Source organism: Veillonella sp. VA139 (genome assembly GCF_003992005.1).
In the GTDB taxonomy this organism is placed as follows: domain Bacteria; phylum Bacillota; class Negativicutes; order Veillonellales; family Veillonellaceae; genus F0422.
Genome location: NZ_RQVL01000013.1, coordinates 24,870 through 46,369 on the forward strand (window position 1 = coordinate 24,870; position 21,500 = coordinate 46,369).

Here is a 21,500-nt window from a genome sequence, read left to right on the forward strand (position 1 = left end):
TGCTCCTTATTTTACCAATGAAAGTACGCTAAGCCTAGCACTGGTATAGGCCCTAACACGGCTGTTAGTGCCCACAACATAATATTCATATCTAATGATACATGAAACACTTCTGTGATAACAGCGTAGCTTATGATGCCTAAAAAGACATTTGTCGCCACTCTTTTGATGGTGAACCAAGCTACTTTGATAATCACCCAAGCTACAACAATAGCTACTATAGCTTGTAATATGTAATCCATCATTACCTCATTTCTTGACGATGTAATACAGCACCGCTCAAGGTCACTTCATCAGCGTATTCAATATCCCCGCCTACGGGAATACCACGGGCAATACGAGTGACCTTAATCCCCGTAGGTTGCAATAATCGAGCAATGTATAGGGCCGTTGCTTCCCCTTCTACATCTGGGTCCGTGGCGATGATGACCTCTTGCACTGTATTATCTTGAAGTCGCAACATGAGCTCTTTCAAGCGGATATCTTCTACGCCAACCCCATCAATAGGGGACAAAGCCCCTTCCAATACATGGTATAGCCCTTTATAGTCACCACTGCGTTCGATGGCGATGACATCGCGGGATGTTTCCACCACGCAAATCATAGACCGATCCCGTTTAGAACTAGCACAAAACTCACAAGGATCTTGCGCCGATAAATTAAAACATTGGGAACATCTATGGGTCGCTTCTTTCGCTGCAATGATGGTTTCTACCAAGCGTTGTACATCCTCTGCATCAGCCTCAATTAAATGGTATGCTAATCGTCTAGCCGATTTAGCCCCCACCCCTGGAAGGCGACGCAACTCTTCTACTAATCGTTCTAAAGGATTTGTCATATTAGAACATACCTGGCATTCCAGGAAGTTTCAAGTTTCCTGTGACAGCACCTAATTTTTTCTCTGCCACTTCTTTTGCTTTACGGTTTGCTTCATTCACAGCTGCTAAGATTAAATCTTCCAATGCTTCCACATCTTCTGGATCCACTGCCGCAGGAGCAATTTTAATGGACAACACTTCTTGCTCTCCATTCATAGTAACGGATACAGCACCACCACCGATAGATGCTTCCACCACGGTATTTTTAATTTCTTCTTGTGCTTTTTCCATATCCTTTTGCATTTTTTGAACTTTTTTCAACATACCTTGCATATTACCGCCACCAAACATAGTGAACCTCCTTCATTACTTAGACGTATCGTCTACTTCTTTCACATAAATATCATACCCATTAGCCTCCATATGTTGTAAAGCATCATAGAGTAGAGTTTCTTGTTTTTCTTCATCACTGGCCTCTGCTGAGGACCACTTCGGCAACTTCCGTATCTCGTCTATACCTTCTTCTGAAAGCATGCCATTCCCTGTTTCTTGATAGTAGGGATTTAATACTTTCTCTGGATTCTCATAGACTGTGAGAAAGTCATCAATGATGCCATCTACATTGGTCGGATCACTACCAGCACCTACCTTTGCAGTGGTGTTTGTTCCTATATAGGTAGGTTTACCATCATCAGGCCTCGACGTTTCTACAGATACAGTTGGCATCTCCTCATCAGCTGTCACCAGGGGCGTTACTTGCGCCGCAACAATTGGTTGTCCTATCCCTTCAGTTTCTTTAGGAGCTTCCACCACAGGTATCGGCTCTGTTACCATCGGTTGTACCTGCGACTGCACGCCTTGCTGTGAAGTCTCTCCAAAGGATTTCGCTGCCTCTAAGTACACCTGCAGTTTAGGATCCTTCTTATCCATGGCTTTCACCACAATCGGTCGTCCTATTACTTGTTGGAACGCTTTCTTTCCACATTCTACATGTTGCTGCTGTACCAGAATAGGTCCCGCAATAGGCGTAGGGAATACCAATATGGCTCGCTCTTGATCTAAGTACACCAAGGTCCCTTGCTGATAGATCGTATTGAGCAATCCATAGTTCTTGCCTCTCAACCATTTTATCACGTTTGCTAAAATCGTGCTATATTCATGAGGACTGACCATACCCTGTCCTACAGTTAGCTCTTGCGCCGTGTCAAATGTCGCCGTTTTAGGTGTTACCGCTGGAGATGCTTTCTTCGGTAATGGTGGTGGCAAGGAGCTTTTTATAGTAGAAGCCATACCTGCCCCTTTAGCTCTTGTTGTTCCCCTTCCATTCGCTATACCCAGTGGTGGCAGTGCTGTTCTCCTCACAGTCCCTGAAGGTGGCACTGGAGGCGAAAATTCATCATCCTCAAGAGGCGGTGGTACATCTTCCATAATACCTTCGTACATGTCGTGTTCTGGTATCTGTGGCATCTCCGCCTTTACTGTATGTATCATTGCATTATGAGCTACACCGCTGCCAATACTAGCTGCACTATCTGCCGAACCGCTCATAGTTATTGCTGGACGTTGTTCCTCCCATTCATTCAGCTTCTGGAGCAAGGTATCTTCTTGACGATTCACAAATTGTTCCATCGTCGTCATGCGTCCCTCTAAGGTTTGATAGGTCCCCCCGCCTAATTGTAATAGTGAAAGTAATCCCATTTCCACAATCACTCGCGGATTATCTACTTGCTTTGCGTTATTTTGTACCGTTTGTAATACATTGATATAGCGCCCGATTTCCTCCATAGATAACTCATTTGTCTGTCCTAATAAGCGTTCTCTATGCGTATCATAAGCCAATAATTCTTCTGCATCTGGCAATACTTTTGCTATAATCATAGCCCGCAAATGTTCTACTAAAGCCGTTACAATTTGACGAGCATCACGCCCCATTTGTAGCGCTTCATCTACAGCTTGCAATAAAGCCGCTCCATTACCGGATTTCAATATATCTACCATAGTTAGCACCCAGGATTTGCTCACTAAACCAATCATAGTCTCTACTAAAGGTGCTGTAATCATGTCCGAAGTCATACCGGAACATTGATCCAGAATACTCAAGGCATCCCGTAAACCACCATCTGCATGGACTGCAATCACTTGTGCCGCCGCAGGGTCAAGAGAGATATTGCTCTCCTTCGCCACATGTAATAAGTGGGCTGTAATATCTTTTGCGGTGATACGGCGGAATGTATAGCGCTGACAACGAGATAAAATCGTAACCGGCAATTTTTCTGATTCTGTAGTGGCAAAAATGAACATCACATGACTTGGCGGTTCCTCGATGGTTTTTAACAAGGCATTCCAAGCTTCATTGGTGAGCATGTGGGCTTCATCGATGATGAACACTTTTTTATAACCTACCACAGGCAAAAAGTTCACCTGTTCACGCAAGGCACGCACTTCATCAATGCCACGATTGGAAGCCGCATCAATTTCTATCACATCCAAGGCCTGCCCTTGTAGCATTTGCTGACAGGATTCACACACACCGCACGGCGTGTCTGTTGGTCCTTGCTCACAGTTAATAGCACGAGCAAATATCTTTGCCATACTCGTTTTGCCGGTACCTCTAGGACCAGCAAATAAATAGGCATGGGCCACTTTATCTTCCCGAATAGCTCGTTGTAATGTATCCGACACATGATGTTGACCCACAACATCGGTAAACTGTTTCGGTCTCCATCGTCTATATAATGCTAAATAACTCATAGCCCCTCCTTTCCCTTAAGATATGAAAAAAAGCAGCTAAGCTAGCTGCTTTACCATAGCACTCGAATCTGACAGCCCTATAGGTTTCCTCGTGGCACAAGAGAGTAACCGCTTAATGCTGCTCCAATCAAGGCCTGACATGGTTCACAGGCTCTCCTTGCACAAGCCCCATAGAACTGTCATATTCCAATGTTATCACCCTATTATTATACATGTTTTTTTATCCCTATTCAAGACTTTGCACCCCTTTCTATCACAAAATGTGCTATACTTTAGGTATCCTCTTTGATAGAAAGGAGGTGAGTTTATGTGCGAGGCTCTAACTTCATTATTATCTGGTCACTTTCTGACCCCTATTCTACAAGGATTGATTGTTAATTTTTTGACATATGCAATTCTGCAATATTACAAGAATAGAAAATAGAAAGAAAAAAGGACGGTGGCCGCCGTCCTTTTTTGAGTTTATGAAAGAATGCTCTAACTTCTTATATCTTTCTACTCCAAGTATACACCATTCTATCCTAAAATACAATGGTATTACTCTCTGCAGCAGATTATAATCCAAAGCGAGCCATAATGGTATCTACATGACGTAATAATGGTGTTGGATCAAAGCAAGCATCAATTTCTTCTGCACTTAGGTATTTTGCAATCTCTGGATCAGATTTTAATCCTGTAGCGAAGTCTTTACCTTCTAACCAACGAGCCATAGCATGACGTTGTACCCAACGGTACGCTTCATCACGAACAGCACCCTTATCCACTAAATGGGTTAAAATTGTTTGGCTAAATACAAGGCCACCTGTTAAGTTCAAGTTTTTCATCATATTTTCAGGATATACCAATAATTTATCCACCGTACGTGTGGCTAAATGAATCATGTAATCCAATGTGATGGTTGCATCTGGTAAAATCACCCGTTCTACAGAGCTATGAGAAATATCTCGTTCATGCCATAAGGCTTGATCTTCAAAGGCTGCTTGTGCATGACCACGCAATACACGTGCTAGGCCACAGATTCTTTCACAAGTAATAGGGTTCCGTTTATGTGGCATCGCCGAGGAACCTTTTTGTTTCGGGCTGAAATATTCTTCCGCTTCACGCACTTCGGTCCGTTGTAAATGACGAATTTCCAAAGCAATACGGTCCAATGTTCCACCAATAACAGCAATCATGGACAACAATTCTGCATGACGGTCACGAGATACCACTTGTGTTGCTACTTTCACAGGTTCTAAGCCCAACTTTTCACATACATATTGTTCCACAAATGGATCGATATTGGAATATGTTCCTACAGCACCAGACAATTTACCTACTGCTACAGATTGGCGAGCCTGTTCTAAACGAGCAATATCACGATCAATTTCGGACATCCAGTTCACTAACTTCACCCCAAATGTGATAGGCTCCCCATGAATACCATGCGTACGGCCAATCATCGGCGTATATTTGAACTCTACCGCACGACGAGCCAAGACGTCACGGAAATTGCGCAAGCCTTTTAACAATAAATCACAAGCTTGTTTCATCATGTATCCTAAGGCAGTATCTTTTACATCTGTGGACGTTAAGCCAAGATGAATATATTTGGCAAACTCAGGCCCTACGTATTCACCGACAGCAGTGACAAAGGAAATGATGTCATGATTCGTTTCACGTTCGATTTCACGAATACGTTCCACCTCAAAATTTCCTTTTTCACGAATCGCTACCGCCGCTTCCTTCGGGATAATTCCCAACTCAGCTTGCGCCTCAGATGCTAATATTTCTACTAATAACATCGTATCGAACTCATTGCGTTCGCTCCAAATATGTCCCATCTCTTCACGAGTGTAGCGATTGATCATAACCTGACTCCTTTATTAAACCTATCCCCATAGGGAAACTACTAGTGTTCATAGTGAAAGCAAAACCTACTACTAGATGTCACCTATTACCCTATCATTATACAAAAATCAGGGGCAACTGTCAGCTATTAGTTGACAGTTCAACAACTATTAAGTGGTTGTCAACTAATGGTTTACAACTACTCCTTATAGAAATCTCCTTATCAACTCTCTAACTATATCAAACCAGCATATTGCAAGAACAGCCACGTCGTTTCTAAAAACTTTCACGAAGAGCCGTTGTTAGAAGCGATGTAGCTGTTCTATATATGCATTTAAATTGGTAACCCCATTTTTGATTCTATACTATATTTTTTGGCAGCAAAAGCCACCTTCTAAGGTATATTTTTTATGCGTATCTTGTACTGATCATTTCTATGATGTAAGTACTTTATAGAATAATCTTACCTTTATATGTTGCTAATGACTGGTTGAACTGTCAACTGTTAGTTGACAACTCACTTACGCATATTACCGATGCCCGCTGGGATAGCTCCTATCAAGCAAATTACTGCAAATACAACTAATGCGACGGTGCTATTGTATTCTAGCATTTGGAGTGTGGACATCCCTTCTATGGTATAAGCTAAAATGACTCCAATCAAAGCCATGCTCATGGTTTGCCCCAAGAGACGTACTGTTGAAATCGTAGATGACGCAAAGCTGATATATGTTTTTGGTACAGAACTCATAATCAAATTATTATTCGGCGGTGCAAAACTGCTAACCCCTATACCAACAATGGCTAAGCTACTCATAATAATTGGCAGACTTTCAGTGAAAGTACCATAGGCCATAGCTAGTAAACCTACACCAATGAGCACCATCCCCCATCGAGCAAATTGAGATGGATTGTGTCGATCCGATAAGGCCCCCATTCGTGGCGCCAAGAAGACCATAATTCCCGTTTGTATGCACAAAATTAATCCAGTCATTCGAGAATCAAATCCCATACTCATTTGTAAAAATAAAGATAATACGAATCCTACGCCAAAGGTGGCACTAAAATTCATCATCGCAGCTACGCTAGACATAGTAAATCCTAGATTTGACACAAATATCTTAACTGGAATGAGCGGATCTTTACTATGCCATTCTACATATCCTAAAGCACCTAATGCGATGAGTCCTACTATAAAAGCATATGCACTCCACCAAAAGCGAACCCATTCGGTAATACCAATCATCACTGCACCGATACCAAAGGCATATAAAAGCAAACTTCTTATGGAAATACTACTATCCGGTGTATGTATCCATTCTTTATGCAAAGAGCGAAAAGCCATCATGTTTGCCACAACTCCTAATAAAGCAGTAAACACAAAAATACTACGCCAACCATAATAATAATTTAGAAATCCACCTAAGGCAGGTCCTAAGGATAGCCCTAAGTATACCATGCCTCCAATCATACCAAACGCATATCCCCTCCGCTCTACTGGTACGGACAAGGTTAATATAGACATAGATGTAGTATACACAATCCCTAAGGCAACCCCTTGCAAGGCACGATAGAACATTAACATTTCTACCGACCCCACAAAGCACATACATGCAGATATAATCGTAAATACAACACTACCTATATAAAACAACTTGCGTTTCCCATAGATATCCGCTAACTTACCAGCAGGAATTACCGCCACAGTACAACACAGCAAAAAGGCTTCCACTACCCATGCCATATCATTTGTAGTAGCTCCAAACTCTTGCATCATATCTGGGAAGGACATAGTCAGCGAACTCGATGCAAAAGGATTCAAAAACGCGGCTATCATCATCGTATATAAAACAGATTTCATGCAAATTTCACTCCTTGTTTCAATATACTCTCATTATAGCAATACAAATGAGAGGATAGATTTCTTTCATTCGCTCTACATAGGTTTTTTGCTATTTTATTTCCTCACAAATATGTTACACTAACCCTTTACTCCCTTCATAAGGATGCAGAATAAGATGTCCCTTGGAGTATTCTCCCACATAGATATCTCTAATGGAATATCCTTGGTCTCGCACTTCTTCTTCCAACCAAGCCATATCTTTATCGGCTAGCTCTAGAATATCTGGATCTACTACGCCATCTACAATCACAGGGTAACGAATTAAATCGTCACCATTCATGACTAACGTTAATTGACCATTCTGTTCTAACACTGCACGACGCACATCACTAACGAGGGTCACCCCTGCACTACGAAGTTTCAACTGCAAATCACTGCCACGAAGACCACGCTTTAAACATTCACCCACACGAATCCGTCCCCGATCAATAACAATACTTGGGCGTCCATCAATGAGGGTTTTAATCCATCTTACATGTGCACTAAGAAAGCGCAACCCCATCACCACGATAGTCCAAGCAATCAAGACTAGGAAAAATTGCAAGATGCCGATGCTTTCACTGTAGATAACGGCACCAATGATACCACCTAGCACATAGTTTTGTACTTGATCTAATGCCGAGTTCGGTGCTAAATTTCCTTTACCCATCAAGTTCATCTGCAAAATGAGAGCTAGGATACCAAGGGTTAGCTTGATAAATACTAATGTATATCCTGATAACATATTATCGCCCGTCCTTCTTCACATCTATCACCTTAGGATTGCCGTTAATCATCTCCACTGGTCGCAAAGAATAGCCATCCTTATTCATGGTGAAAGTCACCTCAAAATAGGCTTCCTCGATATTAACAATCATACGATCCTGTACCCGCAATGTGTTAACACGAATCTTATCTTTGGGCACATCTGCACGTTCACTTAAACTATTCAAGAATTGCACCATGTAGTTCGATTCTTCTGCACTATCTATGTCTCGAGTGTAATCATTGACTTGTATGCCCAACAAAAACACAAGCCCTAATACAATGATAATTCCCAAGTCACGGAACTTAGTATCAAATCGACTGTACATAGCTTTCACCCCCACAACTAGTAATGCAACTAGTAATATAGATGTCACTATATATTGTAAAAGTGAGCGAAACTCTCCTCGTTCCACCACATAGGCATAGGTATAAAATTCCACAATTACCTCACTGTTCTTACTTTAATGCCTCATTATAATTAGTTGGCCATATGTACCACACGTTGTGGATATGGAATATCGATGCCCTCTGCATCAAAGCGATCTTTCACATCGGACATAACACCATAATAAACTTCTCTAAAATCACTAGCATTAATTAAAGGATATGCCACAATATTCACAGAACTATCGCCAAATTCTTTGATACCGATTTCTAAAGTATCCATATTATGAACCTTGCCTGTACTCACAAAAATTTCTTTGATAATCTCAATGGCACGATGATGGTCCGCATTATAGTTAATACCAAACACAAATGTAATATACCGTGTTGTTTCATAGTTACTATTCATCAAGTTATTGGACGTGATAGCCGAATTCGGAATGAAGACAATACGATTTTCTTTCGTCGCAATAGCGGTGTTAATGAGATGAATGGCTTTCACAGACCCTTCCACACCATTCACAGAAATCCAATCCCCAGCTTTAAACGGTTTGAAAGCCAAAATAATTAACCCTGACGCTAAGTTAGACATATTATTTTGTAAGGCTAAACCAATGGCAATACCAAAGGCTCCAAAAGCTGCCAAGAAGTTATTTGTTGGAAATCCTACTAAGGACAACGCGGATAGCACGACTACGGACAAAATAGTGTAATAAATAATTTGAGACGCAAAGCTGCGCACTGTTTGATCATAACCGGTGCGACTCATCAATTGTACTGATACACGTCTTACAAATAGAGCGAAATAACGACCTACAATCAACACGATGATAGCCAAAATGATGCTTGGTAAATATTCAATCACTAAGGCTTGCATATGACCCACAAACGTAATGCTTTCCTCTACATGCTCCGCCACCTTCTCAGCACCTACCGCTGTGGCTGTGGAAACTTTTTCTTCTGCTAATAACATACATGATTCCTTTCCTATAACTAACTTGCAGTATATACTAGCTAGCCCACATACAATTACATTCTATGATAGCTATAAAACTAAACTTGTAAATATATCATCTTTAAGTATACGAAAAAAAGTTTCTTTGTCAAATATCATATCCGGTCCTATACGGATAGATCTCCATTTAGTATAGAACCTTACTTACTGTCCCCCAAATATATTATAGAACAAAAATATAGGCTCTTTGTCAAATGTGGGGGCTGCTCATATAAAAAGTTCTTAGCGCTAGCTATCTAAATAGCTAGTGCTATTCTTTTGGCTTAATAGAAGTATACGAGCTCTGAAACGATCAAAATTACGCAACCCATAACTTATTCTCTTTAATACTTTAATGTTATTATTACATCCTTCGGTAAACCCATTGGAGTATGGTAATACAAAGGCATTAACAATTTGAGGGAACCAACTAACAAAGGAAGTTTTAAAATTACTAAACTCCGGTAAATGACAGCTTTCTACTGCGTTTAACCATAATTGTAGGTACCTTTCTATGTTAGGTATGCTGTATGTCTTAAATATCCTCCTAAAGGCTAATCTAAGCCCATATGTACGTCGTAGGTCATCGGATATACGCAATATTTCTAACAGCTTTATGCGCTCGCTTTCAGTTAATTTGGCAGGGTTCTTCATAAGAATCCTTCGGTTATATTTGAGCATTCTAGAGTGTGCTACTAACCTCTTTTGCTCACGCTTTCGTACACGCTCTAGAGCCCAATCCACCAAGCGACACACATGATAGCGATCTGCCACAATATGCGCATGAGGGAACATAGTTTGCATCACTAATTTAAATAGTGGAGACATATCCATAACGATGTATTTAACCTGTTCTCTAGCTTCTTTAGAAAATGTTTTGAAGTATTGAATAAGAGCTCGTGTATCCCGTTTTGGCAAAATATCTACGATAGAATGATTGGTTAAATCGGTTATGATAACTTGGTACATTTGACCTTCAGCATTTCCTTTATATTCGTCGATACCTAGTACTGTAGGTAATTGTTTAGGCTTTGGAATAGCTAATTTAGAGCAATACCGAATAACTGTAGATACAGAGACATCACTTCGTTTAGCCATCTCGGTGAAGGATCCTTTTTCGCTTAATTGTCTAAATAGATACTCCATATTAGTTTTACTAAGTCGCAAATAGCGGCAAACATAGGGATTCTCTTCTATGAAAGTATGATTACATTTCTGGCACTTGTAACGTCTTTGTAAGTAAGTAGCAGTCACTACGTGATGCTGTGTAGCACCAAACTTAACATCTCTAGGGCGTTTACCCTTAGACTTTCTAGTACTTGCTTCACAATGCGGACATACTTGCTCAGTTACTGGCATCTCAAGCGTGAAATGAATAGAACCATCCTCATTTATTTTCGTAGATTTAATATGTTCCTCTTTAATTTTAAAGACAATTTCTGTATAATTGATGTTAGACATATATGACTCATCCTTTCTTAATGGTTTGCTTACTTTTATGATACGGTTTGAGTTTGTATATGTCTATTTTATTGCAAAAAAAGAATGTTGGCGACTACTCTTATATGAGTAGCCCCAACATTTATTATAGAGCCAAAATATAGGATAGCTGATATACCTATCAACTACCCTATATCCTAATTGTGTGTGAACTATATTTCTTATTTAACTAAGATGAATGTTACATTGATTGGACCATGAACACCAACGACACGAACTAATTCGATATCCGCAGTGTTAGATGGACCAGAGATGTGAACTACGTTGGTAGGGAACTTAGCTGGATCATTACGATAGATTTTCGCTAATTCTGCCATCGTTTGTGTCATACGTGGATGAATATTTTCAGTACGTAACACAGAAATGTGAGTCAATGGCAATAACCCTAGGGAACGACCAGATTCTTCTGTACTTGGTTGGATAACTGTGGCTGTTTCCGCAATACCCAAAATTGGGAATGTAATACCAATATTAGAATCTTTCGCTACATTGATATTTGCCTCACGACCTTTCGTAGCATCCCATTGATAGAATGTTGCTTGGTCTTCGCCCAATTGTTTGAAAGCAGCTTCTAAACCATAGTTTTCTACTTCTGCAGATTTAGGGTACACAACGCTGCCACCACCACGAGCCACGATTTCGTCCACTAATGTTTGAGCTAGTTGAGACTCTTCTACTTCGATAAGTTTAGTACCTAAGCGTTCTGCTTCTATTTTAAACATCTCTACTACTTGCTCATGGCTAAGTTCAGAATACATTGTCTCTTGAGGTCCTTTTGAAAAATCAAAAGGTGTTACAGATGTAGGAATTGAGTCACGGCCTAACGCACGAGATAGGCGACCTAAAAAGGCTTGTTTTTTTGCTTGATCCATTTTATTTCTCCTTTCTCTTTTGTGCTACGTGTTTTGCATATTCATCACGGAATTTACTCATTTTGAGCAAGCCCATGTCTTTTGCTTTCACCCAGCCACCAACTACTGGTAATACTTTTGTCCAGTCTGCCATATGACCATTATTACTCATTAATTTCATGCCGATTGCACCCATTTTAGTACCCATATCGAACAAGAAGGAGTTCGCAAATACACCTGCCACTGTGTGGAAGATGCTGCGTTCAATAGCTGGACGCATTTGTAATTTATCAGCAATGACTTGACGATGTTTCAATAGTAATTCATGCAATGGAATCTTAACTGGGCAGTGCTCCCAACATTCGCCGCACAATGTGGATGCGTAAGGAAGATCCCCAGCTTCTTCATAACCAACCAATAGTGGAGTTAATACAGCACCCATTGGACCTGGATAGATAGATCCATAACCATGACCTGTAATATGACGATATACAGGGCAAATGTTCATACATGCACCGCAACGGATACAACGTAACATTTCCACAAAATCGCCACCTAAAATGCCAGAACGGCGATTATCAATGATAATGATGTGTAATTCTTCTGGACCGTCTGCTTCTCCTTCACGAGCAGGACCTGTAATCATGGAGAAGTAGTTAGAAATCTTAGCACCTACAGAGGAACGGATTAACATTTCCATCATCACATCCAAAGATGCAAAGTCAGGTACCAAACGTTCCATACCCATCAATGCGATTTGCGTTTTAGGCATGGAGCTTGCCATACGACCATTACCTTCGTTAGATACGATAGTGATAGTACCAGTTTCAGCTACACCGAAGTTACAACCAGTGAAACCTACGTCAGCACGCAAGAAACGATCGCGAATATAGCGACGTACGAAACGAGTCATTTCTTCTGGATTTTCAGTACCTTCATAACCCAATTTTTTCGCAAATGTATCACGAATACGGTTACGTTCAAAGTGCAATGCAGGTACTACGATATGAGACGGAGGATCAAAGTCTGCTGTTTGAAGGATAAATTCTGCCAAGTCAGTTTCGTTTACTTCGATACCCGCTTTAATTAATTCGTGGTTTAATCCGATTTCTTCAGAAACCATGGTTTTAGATTTAACAACCATTTTTGCTTCTTTGGCACGAAGCACTTCCATACAGATTGCTGTTGCTTCTTTATCATCAGCTGCAAAGTGTACATGAGCACCAGCTTTTTCAGCATTTTCAGCAAATTGATTTAAATAGTAATCCAAATTAGCCAATACATGGTCACGCAAATCAGCAGATTCATTACGGAAGTCTTCCCATTCTGCTACTTGATCCACTAGAACTTTACGTTTTTCATAGAATACATCCTGTGCCGTATGAATGGCTTTTACTTTGAAGTCATTAGCAAGCACATCATTAACGCGTGTCTTAAACGGGCGTTTATCGTACATAATATTACTCATGGTGACTCCTCCTATCGACTATTCAACAATTCCGCAATATGCATTACACGGATATGGCGATCAATTTCGCCTTCTTTGTAAAGTCGATCTAGCATACCTTCAATATTCATCAAGCAAGCCATATCAGATCCTGCTACAATGTTAGCGCCAGAATCAGCAATATTCAATGCTTTTTCTTTTGTCATAGCAGCTGAAATTTCAGGATTTTTCACTGTGAAAGTACCACCAAAGCCACAGCAACGTTCAGCACGATACAATGGTAAGTATTCTAGACCTTGAATACCTGCTAACAGTTTCATAGGTTGTTCTTTGATTTCCATCAAGCGTGTTACGTGACAAGATTTATGGTATGTCACTTTATCATTAAAGCGCGCTCCCACATCAGTGACACCTAATACGTCAACGATAAATTGCGTGAACTCATAAATTTTAGAGCTCAATTTTTCAGCGCGTGCTAACCATTCTGGTTCATCTTTTAAAATATGATGATATTCATCGCGAATCGCAAATGCACAAGAACCAGACATGCTCACCACATAGTCAGCATTCTCGAATTGTTCAATTGTGTTCTTAATAGCGCCTTTGGCAGCATCATTGTAACCAGAGTTAACAAACATCTGACCACAGCACACTTGCTTTTTAGGAACTGTTAATTCACAGCCAAGGTTTTCAAGAACCTTTACACCTGCCATGCCTACATGAGGGTAGAACATATCAATCAAACATTGTTGAAATAAATGAATTTTCATTTTTTCACATCCTCAACTTTAAAGTAAACTACTATCACTTGATTGGCTAATTGCAACAATCGTTTCCATCTATGCACTATTTAGAATCGTATATTCTAAATAGTATTTTGATGATTTTATTATATAGTAATTTTTCTATAATTACAAAAGACTTGCAATATTAGCAAGAAGCCTATTTTATACCTTTTTGGTAGTCGTTATCAATCACCTCTATTGTGCCATAAATCACACCTCTTCCTAGTCTTATCAAGCCGTATAGCATCAAGGCTTTTATAATTTTTATGTATTTTAATACATATCAAATCTTCTATTAAAACACACATATCTTTTCAGTCTCTAATTCCTACTTAAAACTACTGCTATAACCAAAACTCATGAAAGAGATAACTATCACTGTATAATCCAACTTTTTCTACAGTAAATTCATTGATATATATCACTCTTTTTGCATGGAGTGAATCTTTCAAATATGGTATGATAGGCATAGCAAAACACAATTCACTTCTCTGTATTTGGAGGCATATTATGAACCGTATATCGACAGCAGTATTACTTACTATCGTGTCCGCATTGTTCGTACACGCTGAGGCCGTCAATTTGCTACCCTCATCGACAACACTGAGTCCTAGCACCTACACCTATTCACAGCCAAATAGTACCTCTACCTTTGATCGCGTACAAAAATATCGTTTTACCGATGTACCCACTAATTTTTGGGCCTATGAATCGATTACTCAAATGACAAAAGAAGGGCTTATGAGTGGCTATCGTAATGGCACATTTAAGCCGAATGAACCCCTATCTCGTGAAGAGGCGGCCTCCTTATTTAGCAATATGCTTGGTGACACTCCGTCCATCATGCTAGCCAGCTCTTTCTCGGACATCACCTCTGACCGTTGGTCTTCCTTGGCTATTGAAAGTGTAGCAAGGGCTAATATTATCAGCGGCTATGGAGATTCTACCTATCGTCCAGAACAATATATGTCTCGCCAAGAGTTTGCCGTTGTTGCCAATAAATTTTTACATTACCAAGGATACCACACGGAGGATCCAACAGCATTAGATAGCATTCACTTTAGCGATCAGAAGTTCATCGCCCCTTGGGCACAATCATCCGTTCGTGAATTGGCTTTCCTAGGATTTATTAACTATAGTACAACAGGTTTATTCAATCCTGAAAAGTATATAACTCGTGCTGAGGCTGCAGAAATTACCTATCGCTTACTCTTCTCTAAAGAAGCTACTGCCATTCAGCACACAATTCAGCAACAACAAATGGAAGAAACGGCACGGGCTCTGATCAAAAAAACATTTGGCGAGAATTACGATTTCCACAACCGTGGTGCTATGTTCTGGCGTGATGGGAAATTAGTCATTTCTTTCACATCACCGAAAGATGTAAAAGCCATCAGTGCAGAAACTGCCTACATTAAGGACAAACACTTCTTAGATAATCACATCATTACCACAGGTAGTTATAGCCTAGGTGACTTTGACAATTTACAAACCGATGCTGCTTACTTGTATCGTCAATTAGAACCGCAAGGGACCATCCTAGCTGTGATACCAACACCGAATGTAGATGGATTGATGATTACAGTAGATACACTAAAAGCCACTACTGTCACAGCATTTGTGAAAAAGTTTGGTAAAAAAATTCAGCTTAAAACTAATTCATAATTACTTACACAAAAAGAGGAAAGTTGATAGCCTTTGTTCAACTTTCCTCTTTTGTATGTAAATCTCGTTGTATGGCGATCCCCGCATCAAGACACTAGAATAGCTTAATTGTTGATATAGTTTAGGTGCTTACACTTCTTTTATATTCCTACATGTTAGCATCTATCTAACAAGTTACATCCTCCAACTCCAAGGTAAACACTTCTGTAGCAGGTCCCGTCATATACACGGTTCCATCCTCATCATAATCAATATGTAAAGTGCCAAGATATAACTCTACATCTACAGAACGTCCAGTAAGTCCTTTTTCATGAGCCATCACAGCACTAGAGCAAGAGCCTGTGCCACATGCTAAGGTCGCTCCTGCACCACGTTCCCACGTGCGGACTTTCACAGTGTTTTCATTCACCACTTGTACAAAGTTTACATTTGTTCCTTTCGGGAAGAGTGGATGTTTTTCAATTTTTGGGCCTAATACGGTAAGTGGCACTGTTGTTACATCCTCTACAAAGACTTCTGTATGTGGTACGCCTAACAAGACGGAACTCATCACATAGGATGTGCCATCTACATCAATGGTATAGTCTATAACTTTGTCTAATTCTACGTCCATAGGAATGTCCTTTGCCGAGAACGTTGGTTTCCCCATGTTAACTTTCACCAGTTTAGCCACTCCGTTTTCAGCAATAATCGTTGGCGTCATAATGCCAGCCAACGTTTCTACAGTAAACACTTCTTTATTGATGATGTTGCGGTCATAGGCATACTTCGCAAAGCAACGAATGCCATTGCCACACATTTCCGCTTCACTGCCATCAGAATTGATAATGCGCATGCGCACATCTGCCACCTCAGAAGGCATAACGATGACCAGACCATCTGCTCCGATACCCGTATGACGATCACATAGACGTTGCGCTAGGTCCGTTACATCAAATTGTAATGTACCATCATTAAAAAAAACAATAAAATCATTTCCTAAACCGTGCATTTTTGTTATTTTCATACGTATCTCCTCATTTATAGTATGTAATTCCTATCCGCACAGAGCGGATATTTAATTTATCGCAAAATATAGTCTTTACTTTTATACATTTTGATGAAATCTACCTTAGACTACTATAATTTATTTGTCATTTATATTACCATGAATATAAGAAAAATAATAGGTACGTTTTCCTAAGCAGTATTAGGTTAATCATATATTGGAGGTGATTTCACTATGCTTCCTGAAGAACGTTATTCTGCTATTTTACGACGGTTGAAACAAAATCGGGTGGTCACTGTACACGAATTGGTGACAGCCTTGTCTTCTTCAGCGCCAACAATACGCAGAGATTTAGCCTATCTCCACAACAAAGGTTTATTGCAAAAGGTCCATGGCGGTGCTGCGAGCCTCACCATCGACCATACCACAACGGATATAGATATGCTCCCTAAATCCGTTATGTATCGTGATGCGAAGGAATCCATTGCCTTAGCCGTTTCAGAATTAATTAGTCCTTCTGGTTTTATCTTCATTGATGCTGGCAGTACCACCGAAATGGTATTACATTATTTACAGCACACGAATGCAACCTTTGTGACTAATGGTATTCACCATGCTACCCATTTGGCATCACGCCATTTGAAAGTCATCCTACTAGGCGGCACCGTCAATCCCATCTCGTCTTCCATCGTTGGTAGCGTAGCCCTCAATCAATTGGATTCGTATAACTTTACTCAAGGGTTCTTTGGTGCCCATGGTATTAGTTTTAAATCTGGCTTTACTACAGAAGATCCTCTTGATGCCTCTGTAAAAGAAAAAGCATTGCAAAAATGCCACAATGCCTTCGTCTTAGCGGATCCATCTAAATTTGATCGTATTTCATCCGTTACCTTCGCCACCATTGATAAAGCATCTATTATTACTACGAAATTACCTAATGAATTATATCGGAACTATGCAAATATTCAAGAAGTTGATCATTATCGTTAATTATAAAAGCTGTCATCTCTAGACCTATGAGTCTAATAGTATGACAGCTTTTTTTCTATGGGATTCATTTCCTATGCAAATATTTCATATCCCTATGCATTAACTATAGCTTTGGATGTCCAGCTAAAAGTAAGACATAACTACCAATATTTTAAGGTATACATTCATTCTATCTTCAATCGAATGAAAATTATTTTATTCTTGATTTTTAATGTCGATTTGCTGTAATAGGAAAGGACTCAGAGCCGAAGCCATAAGTCCCTTACCTATAATTAGTATTATGTGAAATGCATAATGCATGATCACAACAAACCTAGCATATACTTTTATTATGTATATTGCTTTTCAAATATAGCATAACTAGATATTTGAAATCAAGTTTTAAAGTATTCATTTCGCAAATGCTAATAAATCCCTTAATATAAAGGATTCTCTGTCTCGTTAAAACGGTTGCTACCAGTGCTATACACCCATAGAATCTAGGTAATATGCAAAACAATTATCATCTTGATTTTACCTCGAGTAGAAACACCTTATCCCCCCTTCTAACTATAAGGGGCTGTAACAAAATAGTTCTAAAATACAATAGAGGAAAGTTGATGCACTTTAAATCAACTTTCCTCTATGTATTCTATATTATTTTTTTATTTCGTAGAATGAAGGAGCATCTTTCTCAAAGTACATCTTTCATTCACATATTATAATGTATACTCTGATTTTATTTTTTTATGGGCTGGATGTTTCCCCACTGCTTTCACGAGGCGTGGTCTCCAATGGAATGCTGCTTGGTACGCTGCATAGCCAAAGATGATCACCGCCAAGCCCCCTTGGATAGGAACTTCGCCACAGGCATAGATAGCATAGCTATCATAGGCAATGGCTACTGCACTCATCACATAGATGAGACGGCGCAATCCCATAGTAGCCCCCTCAATGGACAACATCTTATTCACTGCCACGCAGCACAGAATATAAGGGAATACATTAGTCACTACTGCTAGATTAACGAGCTGCGCAAACTGTTCATTCAAACTTTCATCGGTAGTCATCAACGCTAAGACAGCTTGCAATGCCAAGAGAATGAAAATACCGCGCACCGGAGAATCTACTCGATTCACACGAGCGAATACTTTTGGAAAGAATCCTGCTTCTGCACAGCTTTTAAACACACGGCTCAAAGTGAATTGCCATCCCATGATGGCTCCGAAGCATGACACCGCCATGAGTGCCATCACGATTTTACCTACTGTGCCATTGAACATATACGCAAAGACGAGACCGAAAGGCGCGGTGGAGTTCACTAACTCGATGTTAGGAATAATACCCGCCATAATATTCGTAGATACAATATAAACCACGGCTACTGCCAAAGTGCCAAAAAATGTCGCTATAGGTACATTCTTTTTAGGATTCTCAACGGCATCTGCATTGGCCGCCGCCGATTCAAAGCCTAAAAAGCCCCACAATGTGAGGGAAATGGACTGACTGACCGCATCAAATACGGGCAGTTCTTGTGGATTCCAAACAGATACAAACATGTCTGGATCGAACCAAAACCAACCAAACACGCCAATAAACAAGACTGGCAACATCGTTCCCCAAATGGTAATGTTACTAATGCGCCCTGTGCTCTTATTGCCTCGCACATTGACTAGGGCTGCCACCATGAGCAGCACGATAGTTGCTACACTCACTTCTAATGGTGAAAGCTGTACATCAAATAACACAGCCCCATACCCTACGATGGATATGGCGATGGCAACATTGGCAATGACCAAGGATACTGCATAGGAGTAGTTCGCCATAAAATGACCAGTCCTCCCGAAGGCATATTCTACATAGCCTCCTAAGCCACCAGCTTTCTTTGTAAATAAACCACATTGGGCAAAAATATAGGCTAAGGTCAAGGACCCTAGTACCGTAATAATCCATGATAGGATAGAAATGGTGCCTACCTGTGCTAATTGCGACGGTAGCATAATAATTCCAGCACCCAACATATTGGCTGCCACGATGGACGTCAGTTGGAATACAGACATTTTTTTAGCGGTGGTTTTCATGTATCAAGCCCCTCTCCATACATCGCTTGCAAACGTTGCAAGCATCCGTGTCATCAAAACCGCTAGCGCAACTAGTCCGTACGGAATGGGTTCGGATGTAGCTACGCAATTTCATTCATTTATCGCCTTATTGTAACACCTTTTACCCCTCATGGATAGATGTTTTTTTACAATTTTTCTAGGATTCCTATAACTTTCTACCATTTCTCTATCATCCTATGATATACTATAGAATATATACATTGTCCATGTGAAAAGAAAGGATGTCCTTATGCAAGATCAAATCATTCAACTCTTGGGGGATGTAAATGGGTTCCTATGGAACAATATCATCATTGCACTCCTCATCATCGCTGGCGTTTGGTTCACTGCAACTACTCGCTTTGTACAATTACGACAACTACCTGAAATGTTCCGCATCTTAAAATCTGGTGCTGGCGAAAAAAGTAAAGGAGACCATCACATTTCACCATTCCAAGCATTCTGTATCAGTGTTGCCTCTCATGTTGGGGTTGGTAATATCGCTGGTATCGCTATTGCTATCGCCTTAGGTGGTCCAGGTGCTATATTCTGGATGTGGTTCATCGCTCTACTCGGTGCGGCTACTAGTTTCATCGAAAATACATTAGGTCAAATCTACAAAGAGCGTTTACCTGACGGATCCTTCCGTGGCGGTCCATCCTATTACATCCGCCATGGCTTGAATAGCCCGTTCTTATCAGTCTTGTTTGCCATCTTAATCAGCGTTACTTACGGCTTAATCTATAACTCTGTACAGGCTAATACGATTGCTATTGCCGTACAACCTTGGAATATCGATGCTTCTACTACAGGCTTGATTGTAGCTGCTTTATCCGCCTTAGTTATCTTCGGTGGGGCTAAGCGTATTGCCCACACAGCAGAATTTTTAGTTCCTTTCATGGCAGGTTTATATTTCCTCATCGCCTTGTACATCGTGATTGCTAATATCACCGTATTACCAGCAGTTATTTCTGCTATCTTTACCAATGCTTTCACCATCGATTCTGCTACTGGCGGTTTCATCGGTGCTGCAGTTATGCAAGGAATTAAACGGGGCTTGTTCTCTAACGAAGCCGGTGAAGGTTCTGTACCAAATGCATCCGCCTCTGCCGATGTAAACCACCCTGTTAAACAAGGTCTCATCATGGCTCTCGGTGTATTTGTGGATACTATGCTTGTATGTACTGCATCTGCATTCATCGTCCTTGTATCTGGAGACTACGCGCATACTGATTTAACTGGTATCGCCTTGGTGCAACACAGTATCGGTCAACAACTAGGTTCTTGGGCTCCTGCCTTAATCGCTCTCTTCGTGTTCATGTTTGCGTATAGCTCCATTTTAGGCAACTATTTCTATGGGGAAGTCAATATTGCACATATGACAAAGAATAACAAGTTTGCTGTGAACCTTTTCCGCATCTGTGTCATTATTATGGTTTATGTAGGTTGTGTTTCTGAGTTAAACTTAGTTTGGAACTTGGCCGACTTATTCATGGCATTCCTAGTGCTTTGTAACATTACCTCCATTCTTCGACTTGGCAAACTGGTAACAATTGCACTGAAAGATTACTTTGAACAAAAATCTCGTGGTATTGAAGATCCAATCTTCGACCGTGCTATTTTACCAACTCAAAAAGGCATATCTTGGTGGCATAAAGGTCACGAAAACGAATAATAGCATACTGAAAGGGTCCCGAAGGGACCCTTTTTTTGTGCAAAAATAGAGGAACGTTGACACTATAGAATCAACGTTCCTCTGTTGTATA

General features: G+C 40.3%; 18 protein-coding genes and 1 other RNA gene. 3 read left to right on the forward strand and 16 right to left on the reverse strand.

Going from position 1 to position 21,500, the window contains the following annotated elements; genetic code table 11:
* Positions 1-11: 11 nt before the first annotated feature.
* From EO125_RS05860 to EO125_RS05925, 14 genes are all read right to left on the reverse strand, one after another.
* A complete protein-coding gene (locus tag EO125_RS05860; protein WP_127148075.1) occupies positions 12-242 on the reverse strand; it encodes a hypothetical protein in 231 nt (76 codons plus the stop codon).
* A gap of 2 nt (positions 243-244) precedes the next feature.
* Positions 245-838 (reverse strand): recombination mediator RecR, encoded by a 594-nt coding sequence (recR, locus tag EO125_RS05865; protein ID WP_127148076.1) that lies wholly within the window; start codon positions 836-838, stop codon positions 245-247.
* Position 839: 1 nt separating this feature from the next.
* Positions 840-1,169, reverse strand: a complete 330-nt coding sequence (locus EO125_RS05870) for a YbaB/EbfC family nucleoid-associated protein (protein WP_009353175.1) — start codon at positions 1,167-1,169, stop codon at positions 840-842.
* A gap of 15 nt (positions 1,170-1,184) precedes the next feature.
* Entirely contained in the window at positions 1,185-3,569 is a 2,385-nt protein-coding gene (gene dnaX, locus EO125_RS05875) for a DNA polymerase III subunit gamma/tau (RefSeq protein WP_127148077.1), read from the reverse strand.
* A 59-nt stretch (positions 3,570-3,628) separates the two neighbouring features.
* An RNA gene (gene ffs, locus EO125_RS05880) (signal recognition particle sRNA large type) lies at positions 3,629-3,761 on the reverse strand.
* A 362-nt stretch (positions 3,762-4,123) separates the two neighbouring features.
* On the reverse strand, positions 4,124-5,419 hold the full coding sequence (purB, locus tag EO125_RS05885; protein WP_127148078.1) for an adenylosuccinate lyase: 1,296 nt from the start codon (positions 5,417-5,419) through the stop codon (positions 4,124-4,126).
* A 497-nt stretch (positions 5,420-5,916) separates the two neighbouring features.
* Entirely contained in the window at positions 5,917-7,260 is a 1,344-nt protein-coding gene (locus EO125_RS05890) for an MFS transporter (RefSeq protein ID WP_127148079.1), read from the reverse strand.
* A gap of 115 nt (positions 7,261-7,375) precedes the next feature.
* On the reverse strand, positions 7,376-8,026 hold the full coding sequence (locus EO125_RS05895; RefSeq protein ID WP_127148080.1) for a DUF421 domain-containing protein: 651 nt from the start codon (positions 8,024-8,026) through the stop codon (positions 7,376-7,378).
* Between the two features lies 1 nt (position 8,027).
* Positions 8,028-8,489 (reverse strand): DUF3290 family protein, encoded by a 462-nt coding sequence (locus tag EO125_RS05900; protein WP_164726452.1) that lies wholly within the window; start codon positions 8,487-8,489, stop codon positions 8,028-8,030.
* 38 nt (positions 8,490-8,527) lie between these two features.
* Positions 8,528-9,406, reverse strand: a complete 879-nt coding sequence (locus tag EO125_RS05905) for a mechanosensitive ion channel family protein (RefSeq protein ID WP_127148082.1) — start codon at positions 9,404-9,406, stop codon at positions 8,528-8,530.
* Positions 9,407-9,676: 270 nt separating this feature from the next.
* A complete protein-coding gene (locus tag EO125_RS05910; RefSeq protein WP_127148083.1) occupies positions 9,677-10,888 on the reverse strand; it encodes an ISL3 family transposase in 1,212 nt (403 codons plus the stop codon).
* 200 nt (positions 10,889-11,088) lie between these two features.
* Positions 11,089-11,799 (reverse strand): lactate utilization protein C, encoded by a 711-nt coding sequence (locus EO125_RS05915; protein WP_127148084.1) that lies wholly within the window; start codon positions 11,797-11,799, stop codon positions 11,089-11,091.
* Between the two features lies 1 nt (position 11,800).
* Positions 11,801-13,246 (reverse strand): LutB/LldF family L-lactate oxidation iron-sulfur protein, encoded by a 1,446-nt coding sequence (locus EO125_RS05920; RefSeq protein ID WP_127148085.1) that lies wholly within the window; start codon positions 13,244-13,246, stop codon positions 11,801-11,803.
* 11 nt (positions 13,247-13,257) lie between these two features.
* The gene (locus EO125_RS05925; protein ID WP_127148086.1) at positions 13,258-13,995 is read right to left on the reverse strand and encodes a (Fe-S)-binding protein; all 738 of its coding nucleotides are present in this window, start codon (positions 13,993-13,995) and stop codon (positions 13,258-13,260) included.
* 525 nt (positions 13,996-14,520) lie between these two features.
* Here EO125_RS05925 and EO125_RS05930 point away from each other — a divergent pair.
* The gene (locus EO125_RS05930) at positions 14,521-15,675 is read left to right on the forward strand and encodes an S-layer homology domain-containing protein (RefSeq protein WP_127148087.1); all 1,155 of its coding nucleotides are present in this window, start codon (positions 14,521-14,523) and stop codon (positions 15,673-15,675) included.
* A gap of 166 nt (positions 15,676-15,841) precedes the next feature.
* Here the strand turns inward: EO125_RS05930 and dapF are convergent, their stop codons facing one another.
* On the reverse strand, positions 15,842-16,681 hold the full coding sequence (dapF, locus tag EO125_RS05935) for a diaminopimelate epimerase (RefSeq protein WP_127148088.1): 840 nt from the start codon (positions 16,679-16,681) through the stop codon (positions 15,842-15,844).
* Positions 16,682-16,897: 216 nt separating this feature from the next.
* On the opposite strand from dapF, the gene EO125_RS05940 reads away from it, so the two are divergent.
* A complete protein-coding gene (locus EO125_RS05940; protein ID WP_127148089.1) occupies positions 16,898-17,653 on the forward strand; it encodes a DeoR/GlpR family DNA-binding transcription regulator in 756 nt (251 codons plus the stop codon).
* A gap of 698 nt (positions 17,654-18,351) precedes the next feature.
* Here EO125_RS05940 and potE read toward each other — a convergent pair.
* Positions 18,352-19,713, reverse strand: a complete 1,362-nt coding sequence (gene potE / locus EO125_RS05945) for a putrescine-ornithine antiporter (RefSeq protein ID WP_127148090.1) — start codon at positions 19,711-19,713, stop codon at positions 18,352-18,354.
* 271 nt (positions 19,714-19,984) lie between these two features.
* On the opposite strand from potE, the gene EO125_RS05950 reads away from it, so the two are divergent.
* The gene (locus EO125_RS05950; protein WP_127148091.1) at positions 19,985-21,409 is read left to right on the forward strand and encodes a sodium:alanine symporter family protein; all 1,425 of its coding nucleotides are present in this window, start codon (positions 19,985-19,987) and stop codon (positions 21,407-21,409) included.
* Positions 21,410-21,500: the final 91 nt, after the last annotated feature.

What these genes read in the sequence shown, in the direction of transcription:
- EO125_RS05860 (WP_127148075.1), bottom strand. Translation starts at nt 242, where the DNA reads ATGGATTACATATTACAAGCTATAGTAGCTATTGTTGTAGCTTGGGTG.
- recR (WP_127148076.1), bottom strand. Translation starts at nt 838, where the DNA reads ATGACAAATCCTTTAGAACGATTAGTAGAAGAGTTGCGTCGCCTTCCA.
- EO125_RS05870 (WP_009353175.1), bottom strand. Translation starts at nt 1,169, where the DNA reads ATGTTTGGTGGCGGTAATATGCAAGGTATGTTGAAAAAAGTTCAAAAA.
- dnaX (WP_127148077.1), bottom strand. Translation starts at nt 3,569, where the DNA reads ATGAGTTATTTAGCATTATATAGACGATGGAGACCGAAACAGTTTACC.
- purB (WP_127148078.1), bottom strand. Translation starts at nt 5,419, where the DNA reads ATGATCAATCGCTACACTCGTGAAGAGATGGGACATATTTGGAGCGAA.
- EO125_RS05890 (WP_127148079.1), bottom strand. Translation starts at nt 7,260, where the DNA reads ATGAAATCTGTTTTATATACGATGATGATAGCCGCGTTTTTGAATCCT.
- EO125_RS05895 (WP_127148080.1), bottom strand. Translation starts at nt 8,026, where the DNA reads ATGTTATCAGGATATACATTAGTATTTATCAAGCTAACCCTTGGTATC.
- EO125_RS05905 (WP_127148082.1), bottom strand. Translation starts at nt 9,406, where the DNA reads ATGTTATTAGCAGAAGAAAAAGTTTCCACAGCCACAGCGGTAGGTGCT.
- EO125_RS05910 (WP_127148083.1), bottom strand. Translation starts at nt 10,888, where the DNA reads ATGTCTAACATCAATTATACAGAAATTGTCTTTAAAATTAAAGAGGAA.
- EO125_RS05915 (WP_127148084.1), bottom strand. Translation starts at nt 11,799, where the DNA reads ATGGATCAAGCAAAAAAACAAGCCTTTTTAGGTCGCCTATCTCGTGCG.
- EO125_RS05920 (WP_127148085.1), bottom strand. Translation starts at nt 13,246, where the DNA reads ATGAGTAATATTATGTACGATAAACGCCCGTTTAAGACACGCGTTAAT.
- EO125_RS05925 (WP_127148086.1), bottom strand. Translation starts at nt 13,995, where the DNA reads ATGAAAATTCATTTATTTCAACAATGTTTGATTGATATGTTCTACCCT.
- EO125_RS05930 (WP_127148087.1), top strand. Translation starts at nt 14,521, where the DNA reads ATGAACCGTATATCGACAGCAGTATTACTTACTATCGTGTCCGCATTG.
- dapF (WP_127148088.1), bottom strand. Translation starts at nt 16,681, where the DNA reads ATGAAAATAACAAAAATGCACGGTTTAGGAAATGATTTTATTGTTTTT.
- EO125_RS05940 (WP_127148089.1), top strand. Translation starts at nt 16,898, where the DNA reads ATGCTTCCTGAAGAACGTTATTCTGCTATTTTACGACGGTTGAAACAA.
- potE (WP_127148090.1), bottom strand. Translation starts at nt 19,713, where the DNA reads ATGAAAACCACCGCTAAAAAAATGTCTGTATTCCAACTGACGTCCATC.
- EO125_RS05950 (WP_127148091.1), top strand. Translation starts at nt 19,985, where the DNA reads ATGCAAGATCAAATCATTCAACTCTTGGGGGATGTAAATGGGTTCCTA.